A 14,083-nucleotide genomic window follows, 5' to 3' on the forward strand; every position below is an offset into this window, starting at 1 on the left:
TATCATTGTTTTTTTATATTTGGATAGTTATCCACAAGTGTTGTGGATTTTGGTAGAGTCGTTTTTTGTCAAGCTTTTTTTATTTTTTATTTTTAATAAATGAAATCTTTAATTATTGGTAAATTTTACGAAAAAAAAAGTTATTTGAATCAATAGTCTTTCTCATTTTCTTTCTACAAATACAAATTTATAACCGTTTTTTATGGTCTTTTGATTTCATTTTAGCCTCTTGCATTTTACCTTTGCTGTTTTGTATGTTCTTTATGAAAATTGAAAATACGCAAGGTTTACATCAGGTGAGTATTCTATATTTGTTATATAGTAAGGTTCTTTATCTGATGCTCTGTGTATGAGCTCATGTTAGGCAGTTTTTTAGCGAGGTTTTTTAGTTTTCATTATTGATATGTTTTCAGTTTTGGAAACCATATCATGCAATCAAACAAGATAAATCTTATTGGTCATCTTTGTTAGTAGGATTGTATTAAGGCTATCCTAAGGGGGGGATGAGTAATCTTATTTGGGGAAGGGAGTGTTCTACCTTCGGGGGGCAGGATTTTGCTATTTGGTAGAGCGAGATTATAATTTTTTTTGGGATGAAAAATGGTGAATAAATTGAATTCTAAAGCTGGTTCCTTTAAAAAGGTTACAATGAATATCCTATCGACAGAGAAAATGATAAATGAAATGATAGAGATAAAAGAAGCGGCTGGTGTTAAGCCTTCTTTAGAGCCTCTTGTTTTTTCAGAGGAAGAAGGTGCTTCTGCTTTCGCACGCGTGATGGCGCAGTTAAAGGCACAAATTGGTGTTGAGGCTTATACGAGTTGGTTTGGCCGTTTGAAACTTGCTGAATATAATCGTAATATTGTAAAGCTTTCTGTTCCTACAGCATTTTTACGTTCATGGATTAATAATCACTATAATGCTCTTTTAACTACTTTATGGCAACAGGAAAATTCAGCAATTCTTCGCGTTGAAGTTATTGTTCGAAGTATGGAGCGTGTTTCAAAAGGTCTAGTGTGTAGATCTAATAAAAGCTCAGTTGTTATTGTTCCTGAGGAGCAATCTGTTTCTCCTTTAGTTGAGAGTTATACAGAACAATCAACTAAGGGTACTCAGGTAGGTGTTTTTGGTTCTCCACTTGATTCTCGCTATACTTTTGAGAGTTTTGTTGAAGGTTCTTCGAATCGTGTTGCTTTGGCTGCAGCCCGCTCAATTGCAGAAGGAAATAAAAGTTCTTTGCGCTTTAATCCTCTTTTTATTTACGCATCTGTTGGTTTAGGAAAGACACATTTGCTTCAGGCTATCGCAGCTGCTGCGCTCAAGCGTTTGACGCCTACGCGGGTTATTTATTTAACCGCTGAATATTTTATGTGGCGTTTTGCTACAGCCATTCGTGATAATGATGCTCTTTCATTTAAAGAGCAACTTCGTGATATTGATCTTTTAATTATTGACGATATGCAATTTTTGCAAGGGAAATCAATTCAACGTGAGTTTTGCCATTTGCTTAATATGTTACTCGATAGTGCAAAACAAGTTATTGTAGCTGCTGATCGTCCACCAGCAGAATTAGAATCTCTTGATCTTCGTGTGCGTTCTCGTCTTCAGGGAGGTGTAGCCCTTGAAATTAAAGCACCGGATTATGAAATGCGCTTGAAAATATTGCGCCAACGATTAAAAGTTGCACAGCAAGATGATAATATGATTACAATTTCTGATGAGATTTTGGAATATATTGCTAAAACGGTTTTAGGGTCAGGCCGTGATATTGAAGGAGCTTTTAACCAGTTGTTATTCCGTCAATCTTTTGAAGCTGATTTGTCTCTAGAGCGGATTGATGAATTATTAGGTCATTTAACACGTTCAGGTGAATTAAAGCGTATTCGCATTGAGGAGATTCAGCGTACTGTTGCACGTCATTATAATATTTCTAGACAGGATTTATTGTCTAATCGTCGAACACGTACGGTTGTTAAACCGCGGCAAGTTGCAATGTATTTGGCGAAAGTTTTGACGCCTCGTTCATTGCCTGAAATTGGACGTCGTTTTGGGGGACGGGATCATACGACTGTTTTACATGCTGTACGTAAAATTGAAGATTTAGTTTGTGGTGATCAAACTTTAGCCAAAGAGCTCGAGTTACTTAAGCGATTAATAGGAGAGCATGCTGCATAATATTTACAATCTTTTTTACGTTGTTAACAATATAAGAGAGGATTAACAAAAGTATTGATTTTGGTTTGTATTAAATTCTATTGCTATTTTTAAAGAGGTTCATTAAAACTTAGACATATGTCTTTTAAGTCATTATTGTTGCTATTAGTTTAGCAGACTCCTATAGTTATATGAGTAATAAATTATAAACAGGGATTTTTATGCGCATTACAATTGGTCGCAGTCAGTTGCTCAAATCTCTTAGTCGTGTTCACCGTGTTGTTGAACGGCGTAATGCTATTCCCATTTTGTCAAATGTATTGATTGATGCAAGTAGTGGTGGTATGCAATTAAAAGCAACAGATCTCGATCTAGAAGTTACAGAGTCTTCTTCAGTCAATATTGAACAAGCCGGAGCAATAACTGTTCCAGCGCATTTATTTTATGACATTATTCGAAAGCTTCCTGATGACAGTGAGGTTATTTTAGAAGTTGATGAAAATCAAGCCAGTACCATGTCTGTTACCTCTGGTTGCGCTAATTTTCAGCTTCAATGTCTTCCTAAGGTGGATTTTCCGGAATCGCTTCCAGGTCAGTTTAGTTGTCGTTTTTCTTTGTTAGCATCAAGATTAAAATATTTACTTGATTGTACGCAATTTGCTATGTCTACTGAAGAGACACGTTATTATCTGAATGGTATTTATTTTCATATTATTGACGATGATGGTACTTCGAAGTTACGTTTGGTTTCTACTGATGGTCATCGTTTAGCACAGGTTGATATAGAAGCCCCTTCAGCTGCAGTTAGTATGCCTGCTGTTATCATTCCTCGTAAAACCGTGGGAGAGTTGCAAAAACTTCTTGGGGAGGAAGCTGATAATGATGTGTGTATAGAGCTTTCAGATACGAAGATTCGTTTTTCTGTTGGGTCTGTGATTTTAACATCAAAATTAATTGATGGAGTATTTCCAGAATATCAACGTGTTATCCCATTAGAAAATGATAAAAAGTTGATTATCAATCGCCAAGATTTTTCTTCTGCAGTTGATCGTGTTTCAACAATTTCAAACGATCGTGGACGTGCAGTAAAATTGACTATCAAAAAAGAGCTTTTAAAACTTGTAGTAAATAATCCTGATTCAGGAAGTGCGGAAGATCAGTTGATTGCAGATTATACGTCTGATCCACTTGAGATAGGTTTTAATTCACGGTATCTTTTAGATATTGCAGCACAACTTTCAGGTAATGAGATGATTTTTATGCTCGCTGATCCTGGAGCACCAGCATTGATTCGTGGAAATGGTGATATAAACGCGCTTTATGTGCTGATGCCTATTCGTGTTTAAGGATAATGTATTTTGCAATGCAGTGTTGGCCATATATATAAAGTGGCTGTCAGGCAACTGAAATTAGCAAATTATCGTAATTATTGTTCTCTAGTTCTTCATTTATTAGGTCAGCATGTTGTTTTAACTGGTCGTAATGGCGCTGGCAAGACCAATCTTTTAGAGGCAATATCTTTTCTTTCTCCTGGTCGTGGTTTACGACGTGCAGCTTATTCTGATGTTAGTTTTTCTGAAGGAAAGGGCGCAGGGTTTGTTGTATTTGCTCGTCTTCAATGTGCTCTTTATGGTGAAGTAAGTATTGGTACAGCTTTAGAAATTAATAATGGTGGTAGAAAAGTACATATTAATGGTGTTAATGAAGCAAGCGATTGCTTAACAGACTATTGCCATATTAGTATATTGACGCCTTCCATGGATAGACTTTTTACAGGGCCTTCACTTGATCGACGCCGTTTTTTGGATCGTATGGTTTTATCCATTGATTCTTTGCATAGCCGCCGTATAGCAGATTATGACAGAGTAATGCGTGCGCGCAATCGTTTATTTTTGGATAAAAATAACGATCGTGCTTGGTTAGATGCTTTAGAAATGAAAATGGCTGAACTTGCAACAGCGATTGCAGCGGCGCGGATTGATGTTATTCAGCTTTTGAATGATATGTTTGCTCAAACTTCTTCTTATATACCTTTTCCAAGAGCTTTGTTAAAAGTTGATGGTTTTTTGGAAAAAGCGCTTAGGAAGACATCTGCCATTGAAGCTGAAGAACAATTTTTGCATCGTTTGCGTAAAAACCGTGCAATAGACTGTGCTACTGGGCGAACATTAGAAGGTCCGCATCGTACAGATTTACAAGTTTTTTATGCCGATAAAAATATGGATGCAACATTTTGTTCAACGGGTGAACAAAAAGCTTTGTTAACAGGCTTAGTTTTATGTCATGCACGTTTAACAAGTGCAATATCTAATATGGCGCCTATTCTTCTTCTTGATGAAATAGCTGCTCATTTTGATTCCTATCGGCGTGCTTCTTTATTTGATATTCTCGATGATTTAGGTGGACAGGCATTTATGACAGGAACAGATCATGTTTTGTTTGATCCTTTAAAAGGACGGGCAGAGTTTTTTGAAATTGAAAATGGCGTTTTATTGTCATGATAAGTATATTGATAATTTTTTATAAGGAAATAATCGAAATAAAAGGGCATGTCATGTCTAAGTTTATAACGGTTTTGAATGGTGCTAATGAATTTTCTTGGTAAACGTGAACCAGAAGTTTACGGTACTGCAACTTTAGAAGATATTGAAAGATTATGTAAAGACCGATCAATAAAATCTGGAATAACGTTACATTTTTTATTAAAATAATTGTAAAGGCTAATGTGAAGTGAGTGTTGGATTGGTTATTAGTCTAGCTGCTTAGAGTCATACATCTTTTGCAATTTTTGATGCATTAAATGTTTTCAGGACTAATAGTAGAAGTTCATTTATCAACGTGAATCTTTTCGTCATCATTCTTATATTTCTAAGGCAGCAGATGCCGTTATTATCGGGTGCGGAGGGGTATTGGTTTGCGCTTGAATATATTGCTAAGCGGCTTAAATATAGTTTAAAAAGTTAAAATTGGATGATATTAATATAATTATTTAAAATTTACTTGATAATTTTTATTTGAATAAGTAAGACGTGTCTGAAGAATGCTCCTATTATTATATATTATGAATATTATGATAACTGCCAGGAGCATGTAAGGGGAAGATGGGAATGAGAGACTTTATTAAACAAATAAAGATGCTCACAATTTTATGGATTACATTGCTTTTATCTGGTTGTAAAATTGATGTTCTTCAACCTGCAGGATATGTTGCGCGCCAGCAGCTTATTTTAATTATTTTATGTGTTCTCCTTATGTTGTGTGTTGTAATTCCAGTAATGGTTGCGGTAGTTTTTTTAGCAGTAAAATATCGCGCTTCGAAAACGACAGAAGATTATTTACCAGATTGGGGACATTCAAATAAAATTGAAGCTTTTATGTGGGGTATTCCAGTTATTATTGTGACGATTTTGGGTCTATTTACTGCCTATTATACTTATAAACTTGAACCATCAAATTCTCTTCCTAAGGAAGTTGTCGGCGAAGAAAAGCCTTTGCAAGTGGATGTTGTCGCACTAGATTGGAAGTGGTTATTTATTTACCCTGAGTATGGTATTGCATCGGTTAATGAAATTTATGCGCCACAAGGTCGTCAGGTGTTGTTGCAGATAACGTCAGAAAGTTCTGTTAATGCATTCTGGGTGCCAAAACTTGGTACAGTTCTTTATGCTATGCCGCAGATGAATGCTAAATTGCATTTAGTGGCTGATAAGAAAGGGGTATTCAATGGGAGTTCAGCAAATTATAGTGGTGATGGTTTTGCAAATATGCGTTTTCGATGGCATTCTGTATCATTGAAAGATTTCGATAACTGGGTTGCTAAAGCTCGGGCAAATGGTCAAAAACTTGATCGTCTGTCTTATCGTCAATTTTCTGTTTCTCCTCTTATGGGTGATATTGCTGCGAAAGAAAAAGATGCTGAAGTGCGTTATTTTTCACCTGTTGAAAAACGTCTTTATTATCGTATTGTTAATCGATGCGTTGATGAAAATGTAATCTGTAATGAAGATTTAATGAAGCGGGCTGCTGCTCAGACGCTTTGGGGTACACTTTGTTCAGTTTTTGATCCAAGTGCTGTTTAGTAAATAGTCAATCGAGAAAGAATCCTTTTTTAAATAGGGATTCTTTTCAATTAGAATTCATTTGATATAAGGTAAAAAATGTTTGGAAGACTTACAGATCCCACAGCTGCTGCTTTTCATGCACTTGCACATGAGCCAATTGTTCTTTATACGTGTATTGCAATTATTTTGGGTGGTTTAGTTGTTGCTATTGCTTTAACAATACTTGGTTGGTGGAAAGTTCTTTGGCGAGATTGGATTACGACTGTTGATCATAAACGGATCGGTATTATGTATATCATTCTCGGAATCGTTATGCTTGTCCGTGGTTTTGCTGATGCAATTATGATGCGAACACATCAGGCTTTAGCGTTTGGCAGTGAAACAGCAGGTTATTTGCCTCCTGAGCATTTTGATCAGATTTTTTCAGCACATGGTGTTATTATGATTTTCTTCATGGCTACACCGATTTTATTTGGTCTTTTCAATTATCTTATACCACTTCAGATTGGTGCTCGTGATGTTGCATTTCCGTTTGCAAATAATCTAGGATTTTGGATCACAGTTGCAGCTGCGGTATTAATTAATATATCACTTGGGGTTGGTAATTTTGGTCGTGGTGGTTGGTTAATGTATCCCCCTTTTTCAGAATTGCAAAATAGTCCAGATACAGGAGTGGATTATTATTTATGGTCTCTTCAGCTTTCTGGCATTGCAACAACGATGGGATCAGTTAATTTTGTGGCAACCATTATTAAAATGCGTGCTCCTGGAATGACGATGATGAAAATGCCGGTTTTTTGTTGGTCTGCTTTTGTTAGTAACACTCTTATTTTAGTTATTTATCCTGTTTTAGCTGTTGCGTTTGCACTCTTGGCAGCTGATCGTTATTTAGGCATGAATTTTTTTACTAATGTTGCTGGTGGTAACCCAATGGTGTGGATTAATTATGTTTGGGTTTTTGGTCACCCCGAGGTTTATGTTTTAGTTGTACCTGCATTTGGAATTGTTTCTGAAATTGTCTCAACATTTTCTTCAAAACGTCTGTTTGGTTATATTTCAATGATATGGGCAATTATAGTGATTTTGATTCTTTCTCTTCTTGTTTGGGGACATCATTTCTTTACGATGGGGGGTGGTGAAGCTGTGAATACCTTCTTTGGTATTGCGACCATGATCATTTCAGTTCCAACAGGTGTTAAAGTATTTAATTGGTTATTGACTATGTATAAGGGAAGGATTCGTTTTGAGCCTCCAATGCTTTGGTGCATGGGAATGATTTTTACGTTCGTTGGTGGTGGATTAACGGGTGTTTTGATGTCGATTGTTCCTGCTGATTGGCAGTTTCATAATTCTTTATTTTTGGTGGCTCACTTCCATCATACGATTATTGGAGGTGTTGTTTTTGCTTATTTAGCTGGGTTAGCCTTTTGGTTTCCAAAAGTTTTTGGTATTAAACCAAATCGTGTATTAGGTATTGCATCTTTCTGGTGTTGGTTTGTTGGCTTTTACCTTGCTTTTTTTCCAGTTTATATGCTTGGATTGATGGGTGCTACGCGTCGTCTTCAACATTATATTGAGCCAGGTTGGCAGCCGATGTTTATGGTTGCTACAGTAGGTGCTTTTGTTATTCTCCTTGGTATACTTTGTTTTGTATTGCAAATGGTTTTAGCGATTTGGTATGGAATTAAGCATAAAGGACGTTTGCCGGTAACATCAAATGATCCTTGGGGAGATGCACGAACACTTGAGTGGTCTATTTCTTCTCCTCCTCCTTCTTATAATTTTGCAATTATTCCAAAGGTGCAAAGTGAAGATGCTTATTGGGATATGAAAAAGAGAGATTATCAGCGTCCGACAAGTGGGTTTGTAAAAATCCATATGCCTTCAAATACATCAGCTGGAATTGTTGCAGGCTTTTTCTCATTAGTTGTTGGTTTCGCTCTTGTTTGGCATATTTGGTGGCTGGCTATTCTTGGGTTAGTTGGTTTTATTACAACGATTATTTATCATTCATTAACGGGTGATCATCATGGTTATTATATCTCAGCTGAAGAGGTGCAAAAGACAGAAGATATCTTCACAGCTGTTCTAAAAGAACAAGAGGTAAAAATATGAGTGCGACGACAATGAATTATGTATGTACAGACGAGTATCATCATGATCATCATAATAGTTCGATAATGATATTTGGATTTTGGGTTTACATTCTTTCAGATTTGATTTTGTTCTCAACATTATTTTCTAGTTTTGCTGTATTTTCTGCTTCTTATGGAGGAGGTAAAGCCGGTAATGAGTTTATTAATTTAAACTTTGTTTTTGTTGAAACAGTAATTTTATTGTTGTCATCGATTACTTATGGGTTTGCTATGGTCTACGCTCATAAAGGATCTCTTGCTAATTTACGCGTTTGGATGTCGATCACCTTTACGCTTGGATTATGCTTTGTTGGAATGGAACTTTATGAATTTCATGAGTTACTCAATGAAGTATTCTATTACGATCCTAATGCCTATGCTGGTGTTGATCCTGTAACAGGCATAAAATCTTTTGGACGAAATGTTCTATCCGCTTATTGGTCAGCTTTTTTTATGTTAGTTGGTACTCATGGCCTTCACGTAACTGTTGGTTTACTGTGGATGGTTGTAATGTTTTTTCATTTGCGTCGTAACGGTTTAGATCAGAATAATAAGACACGCTTAACATGTCTTTCAATTTTCTGGCATTTACTTGATATTGTTTGGATTGGTGTCTTTACTATGGTTTATCTGCTAGGAGCACTGTAATGAGTACGCATAACAAAACACATGATCCAAGTATTGGTTCTTATTTAATTGGTTTTATTTTAGCTGTTCTTTTTACTTTAGGTTCTTTTATTCCTGTAATGTATGGTCTTTTAGACAGTTGGGCCATTAGTACAAAAGTCATTTATCTTATTGGAATGGCACTTATACAAATTATTGTACAAATTGTTTTCTTTTTGCATTTAAATTCTGGTCCAGATGCTAAGTGGAATATATTAACCTTATTGTTTACTACTATGTGTGTTTTCGTTATTATTGGTGGTACGTGGTGGGCTATTTCTCATTTAAATTATAATATGATGGGTGGTTCAGGACGTATTATTGAACCAAAAATAAATACGACTATACCAGAAGAAAAATTTATTAGTGTGCCAGATTCGGTAGAACAGCCATCTAATATATCAGAGTCAGTAGAACAACTTTCTGAAACATTAGAGCCAGTAGAACAATCTTCTGAGAGGCCAAAGAATCAGTGATCCATTGCTCGATCGATCGTATTAAAGAGTAGAATACTTGAATTTACAGCTTATAAATTAATATGGTTCTAATGGTTATCAGGGCCATATTATTAAATATATTTTTAAAGTTTAAAATATTTTTCCAACTGTATAAGTTTTGTACAATAGACATTTCTGCTATTTTTTATTGTATGAGTTTTTATTTTCTTGAGCTTCTTCGCTTTGTTTTAGTTCTTCAAGTGTTGGCATAGATAGGATATTGTAACCTGAATCAACATAGTGAATTTCACCTGTAACACCTGATGATAAATCCGAGAGCAAGTAAAGAGCGGCATTTCCAATTTCATTAATATTTACAGTGCGACGTAGAGGTGCATTACGGCGTTGATATGAAAAGATTGCTCGCGCAGATGCAATGCCATTGCCAGCTAAAGTCCGAATAGGGCCAGCTGAAATTGCGTTGACACGAATATTTTGGGGCCCAAAATCTGAGGCTAAATAGCGTACCATAGCTTCTAAAGCTGCTTTAGCTATGCCCATAATATTGTAATTAGGAACAACTCTTTGTGAAGCCCCATAAGTAAGTGTTAATAATGCACCACCATTAGGCATGAGTTTACCCGCGCATTGAGCAACTTCAGTAAAGGAATAGGCTGAAATAACCATTGTGCGATTGAAATTTTCACGTGTTGTAACGTCAACGTAACGCCCCTTTAATTGCGTTTTATCTGAAAAACCAATAGCATGAACAACAAAATCAATAGTTTTCCATTCTTTTTCAAGATACTCAAAAATGCGATTGACATTTTCAATTTTTTCAACATCACATTCTAATGATAATTTACAGCCAAGTTTCTCTGCTAGTGGCTGGACACGTTTCCCAAAAGCTTCTCCTTGATATGTCAGTGCTAATTCAGCTCCTGCGTTTGCTAATTGACACGCAATACCCCAAGCAATCGAATGGTCATTTGCAATCCCCATAATAAGACCACGTTTGCCCTTCATCAAACCTTTCATATCATTCTCCGTAAGACTGTGCTAGTTTTAATACACTGAGAATTCCTGCTTATGATTATTTATAGCGTTGGAAAACGAGCGTTGCATTGGTACCACCAAAGCCAAAAGTATTTGATAAGACGGTATTAACTTCTTGATTATCGCGGCGTTTACGAATAATTGGCATATCGGCAAAATCTGGATCAAGTTCTTCAATATGAGCACTTTCACAAATAAAATTATGATTCATCATTAATAGTGTATAAATTGCTTCTTGAACACCTGCTGCACCTAAAGAATGTCCAGTTAAGGACTTTGTAGCAGAGATAGGTGGACATTGATCACTTGCTCCAAAAATACGACGAATTGCTTTTATTTCAGAAGAATCACCAACAAGTGTTGCTGTTGCATGAGGATTAATATAATCGATTTTATTTTTTACGTTTGTAAGAGCCATACGCATACATCTTTCTGCTCCTTCACCAGATGGGGAGACCATATCATGTCCATCGGATGTAGCGCCATAACCAACAATTTCACCGTAGATTTTTGCACCGCGCGCTTTAGCTAATTCCAGTTCTTCAAGAACTAAAACACCTGCTCCGCCAGCAATGACAAACCCATCACGATTAATGTCATAAGCACGCGAAGCTACTGCTGGTATATCATTGTATTTACTGGACATGGCACCCATGGCATCGAATAACACGGATAATGTCCAATCTAAATCTTCGCAACCACCTGCAAAGATACGATCTTGTTTGCCGTATTGTATTATTTCATAAGCATTTCCAATACAATGATTGGATGTAGCACACGCCGAAGAAATCGAATAATTTATTCCTTTAATTTTAAAAAAAGTTGCAAGAGTTGCTGAAGCTGTAGAACTCATTGCTTTAGGGACGACAAAAGGTCCAACGCGCTTTGGACCTTTTTGACGTGTAAGATCGGCTGCTTCAACAATTGATCGAGTTGATGGTCCTCCAGAACCCATAATAATACCAGTATATTCATTTGATACTTCATTAGGTTCTAAACCTGCGTCAGCAATTGCTCTGTCCATAGCAATATGATTCCATGCTGTTCCATAGCCATGAAAACGCATGGCTCGCCGATCAACAAATTCTTCTATATTAATATTCGGTTTAGCATATACTCTACTACGGAAACCTAATTCAGCATGTTTTGGCGCGTAAGAAACTCCTGATTTTGCTTCATATAAACTTGTTAAAACGGTTTGAAGATCATTTCCAATTGCGGAGATAATACCCATTCCGGTTACAACAACTCGACGCATTTATAACTCCTTGTTTCCTGTAGAGTAATGAAATATCTTTTTTATTGAAAGTATGTCTCACTTTCTTTAAACAAAGCAACACGCAAATCACTTGCTTTATATATTATTTCTCCATCTGCTTTTAACCATCCATCTGCTATTCCTAAGACTAAATTTCCACGCCGAATACGTTTAAAATTTATTTCATATTTAAGCAATTTGGTTTGCGGAGTTACCATGCCTGATAATTTTACTTCTCCTGTTGAAATAGCACGCCCTTTCCCTGGTTCACCTAACCATCCAAGAAAAAAACCTGTCAATTGCCACATACCATCTAAACCAAGACACCCTGGCATAACAGGATCATCGATGAAGTGACAATCAAAAAACCACAAGTCTGGAGTAATGTCAAATTCAGCGCAAACTATTCCTTTGTTATATTTTCCACCTGTTTCACTGATTTGAGTGATTCGGTGAATCATCAACATTGGAGGTGCAGGTAATTGTGCATTACCTTTACCAAACATTTCGCTGCGAGTGCAGCTTAAAAGTTCTTCATAAGTGTAGCGAGACTTTTGTTCAGCCATTTTTATTTCCATTTATCTGCGTATGCTTTTTCTATGCCTCTATTCTAATACTTTTAAAGCAAATTTTAAGGAGAGGGAAATGATTTTATATTATTTTGGTGACAATTTTTTATTTTTCTTATTGCAAGAGATTATTGTTTAAAATATTTATTATCTTAATGTGTAAATTTTAACCCAAACTTACATATGAATGTAGGACGGTTTATAAAAGATCATGAGGGAATCGTGAGAAGGTTGTGAATTGCCATTCTTTATCTGAGTTAAAAGAACATTTGCGTAAAAACGGTTTACGGCCAACGCGTCAGCGATTAGAGCTTGCTAATATGATTTTTTTTCAGGGTAATTGCCATGTTGCTGCTGAAGAGCTATATGAAAAGGCGGTTAAATCGGGTATACTTGTATCTTTAGCGACAGTTTATAATACTCTTCATCAGTTTACAGAAGCAGGTTTATTACGGATTATTGCTGTAGAGGGTTCAAAAACTTGGTTTGACACAAATACATCTGATCACTATCATTTTTATATTGAGGGTGAAAATCGTATTCTTGATATTCCTTGTAATTTGGAGGGTTCCCCTATAATTGAAAATCTTCCTCAACCACCAAAGGATATGGAAATTTCCCATGTTGATTTAATCATCCGTTTAAGGCCAAAAAGGCCCATTTAATTTTAAAAGCTTAAAGGTTATGTCAAGAAAAAAAATAAATGCTGACATTTTAAGATTCTTTAATTTTTGATTTTTTCGTCAGGGTAAATTCCCCATAATTGGCTTTGGTTGAGCCAGCCACGAATGTTACGGATATCTAATTCGCACCAGCTTCCATTACATTGACGGATATTGCCAATGATATTAGGTTCTACTTCTGCTACAATTTTCCCATTATCTCCTGGATTTTTGCGCAACATGAGTCTGTGTGTTTTATCCTTTTGCCACGGAATAGTTATTGCAGTGCGTTTTCCTGATAAAAGTGATTGATAAATCCATCCTTCATCTCCCTCGGCATCACGAACTTTGCGCCATTGATCATATTCTTGAATGATTTCAATAGGCAATCCCTGCTTTTGATAAGTAAAGATAATAGAATAATTATTTCCTGGTCCAACGCGCATATTAACACGAGCGGATTTTATCGAAGCAAATCGCGGAAGAGGTAAACCACTAGGACTAAAGTCTTGATGTGGTGTTTGTGCATTTGAAAAAGCAAAAGAACCAAATAAAAGTCCTCCTGTCATTAATACACATGATAGGAGCACAAAAAACCTAAACCAGATAGAATGTTTCATATTAAAACCTCTTTTTCTTTACTTTTGTAATTTGCAATTTGAGATACGGAGGATAGACTCGAAACTTTATTCAAGTATTGCATACAGCTGGTTAAAGAGGTCTAAATACTCAGAATATTATTATAAAAATAGTTAGAAATGGCATAGAGATTTGAAAATTTTTATGTCAATTCACAATGCTATCAATGATGTAGTCAACGTAAAATCTTTTTCTATAAAAGAGCATTTATATGATTTTTCTTCTGTTTAATATAAGCATGGTGTTATTTAAGATACAATATCTGAATTAAAGCTAATGTTACAAACAATATATATTTCTTGCTTTACATAAAATACATAACGTATTAAATAAAATACATAACGTATTAAATTTAGTTAAATATAAAGATAAATTAATGCACTTATTAGTTGTATTGATTTATTCTTTTGAGGTGTTGATTTTGATCGGAGGAAAAAATTGAGGAA

12 protein-coding genes and 1 pseudogene are annotated in these 14,083 nt (G+C 35.7%); 9 read left to right on the plus strand and 4 right to left on the minus strand.

Annotation, left to right across the window (positions count from 1 at the left end; translation table 11 throughout):
- The first annotated feature begins 600 nt into the window (after positions 1-600).
- From dnaA to cyoD, 8 genes and pseudogenes are all read left to right on the plus strand, one after another.
- Positions 601-2,175, plus strand: a complete 1,575-nt coding sequence (gene dnaA, locus BJB63x_RS00005) for a chromosomal replication initiator protein DnaA (protein ID WP_078718463.1) — start codon at positions 601-603, stop codon at positions 2,173-2,175.
- A gap of 200 nt (positions 2,176-2,375) precedes the next feature.
- On the plus strand, positions 2,376-3,500 hold the full coding sequence (gene dnaN / locus BJB63x_RS00010) for a DNA polymerase III subunit beta (RefSeq protein ID WP_078718464.1): 1,125 nt from the start codon (positions 2,376-2,378) through the stop codon (positions 3,498-3,500).
- A 12-nt stretch (positions 3,501-3,512) separates the two neighbouring features.
- Positions 3,513-4,655, plus strand: a complete 1,143-nt coding sequence (gene recF / locus BJB63x_RS00015; protein ID WP_078718465.1) for a DNA replication/repair protein RecF — start codon at positions 3,513-3,515, stop codon at positions 4,653-4,655.
- Between the two features lie 53 nt (positions 4,656-4,708).
- Positions 4,709-5,118: pseudogene (locus BJB63x_RS00020) on the plus strand (type II 3-dehydroquinate dehydratase).
- A gap of 143 nt (positions 5,119-5,261) precedes the next feature.
- Positions 5,262-6,233 carry a ubiquinol oxidase subunit II gene (gene cyoA / locus BJB63x_RS00025; RefSeq protein WP_078719488.1) on the plus strand — a complete coding sequence of 324 codons (972 nt, stop codon included), beginning with the start codon at positions 5,262-5,264 and terminating at the stop codon, positions 6,231-6,233.
- 78 nt (positions 6,234-6,311) lie between these two features.
- Positions 6,312-8,330, plus strand: a complete 2,019-nt coding sequence (gene cyoB / locus BJB63x_RS00030) for a cytochrome o ubiquinol oxidase subunit I (RefSeq protein WP_078718466.1) — start codon at positions 6,312-6,314, stop codon at positions 8,328-8,330.
- Positions 8,327-8,998: a cytochrome (ubi)quinol oxidase subunit III gene (locus BJB63x_RS00035; RefSeq protein WP_078718467.1), complete on the plus strand. Its 672-nt coding sequence runs from the start codon at positions 8,327-8,329 to the stop codon at positions 8,996-8,998. Before cyoB ends, BJB63x_RS00035 begins: the two co-directional genes overlap by 4 nt.
- On the plus strand, positions 8,998-9,492 hold the full coding sequence (gene cyoD / locus BJB63x_RS00040; protein WP_078718468.1) for a cytochrome o ubiquinol oxidase subunit IV: 495 nt from the start codon (positions 8,998-9,000) through the stop codon (positions 9,490-9,492). The genes BJB63x_RS00035 and cyoD overlap by 1 nt, the downstream gene beginning before the upstream one ends.
- A 159-nt stretch (positions 9,493-9,651) precedes the next feature.
- Here the strand turns inward: cyoD and fabI are convergent, their stop codons facing one another.
- The 3 genes from fabI to fabA are packed head-to-tail and all read right to left on the minus strand — an operon-like array spanning position 9,652 to position 12,333.
- Entirely contained in the window at positions 9,652-10,491 is an 840-nt protein-coding gene (fabI, locus tag BJB63x_RS00045; RefSeq protein WP_078719610.1) for an enoyl-ACP reductase FabI, read from the minus strand.
- Between the two features lie 55 nt (positions 10,492-10,546).
- On the minus strand, positions 10,547-11,767 hold the full coding sequence (fabB, locus tag BJB63x_RS00050; protein ID WP_078718469.1) for a beta-ketoacyl-ACP synthase I: 1,221 nt from the start codon (positions 11,765-11,767) through the stop codon (positions 10,547-10,549).
- 41 nt (positions 11,768-11,808) lie between these two features.
- Positions 11,809-12,333 carry a 3-hydroxyacyl-[acyl-carrier-protein] dehydratase FabA gene (fabA, locus tag BJB63x_RS00055; protein ID WP_078718470.1) on the minus strand — a complete coding sequence of 175 codons (525 nt, stop codon included), beginning with the start codon at positions 12,331-12,333 and terminating at the stop codon, positions 11,809-11,811.
- Positions 12,334-12,569: 236 nt separating this feature from the next.
- Between fabA and irr the strand changes: the two genes are divergently transcribed.
- Positions 12,570-13,001 carry a Fur family transcriptional regulator Irr gene (gene irr, locus BJB63x_RS00060; RefSeq protein ID WP_078718471.1) on the plus strand — a complete coding sequence of 144 codons (432 nt, stop codon included), beginning with the start codon at positions 12,570-12,572 and terminating at the stop codon, positions 12,999-13,001.
- A gap of 59 nt (positions 13,002-13,060) precedes the next feature.
- Here the strand turns inward: irr and BJB63x_RS00065 are convergent, their stop codons facing one another.
- Positions 13,061-13,618, minus strand: a complete 558-nt coding sequence (locus BJB63x_RS00065) for an SH3 domain-containing protein (RefSeq protein ID WP_078718472.1) — start codon at positions 13,616-13,618, stop codon at positions 13,061-13,063.
- Positions 13,619-14,083 lie beyond the last annotated feature (465 nt).

Origin of the sequence: Bartonella sp. JB63, from assembly GCF_002022665.1 — a bacterium.
Classification (GTDB): Bacteria; Pseudomonadota; Alphaproteobacteria; order Rhizobiales; family Rhizobiaceae; genus Bartonella.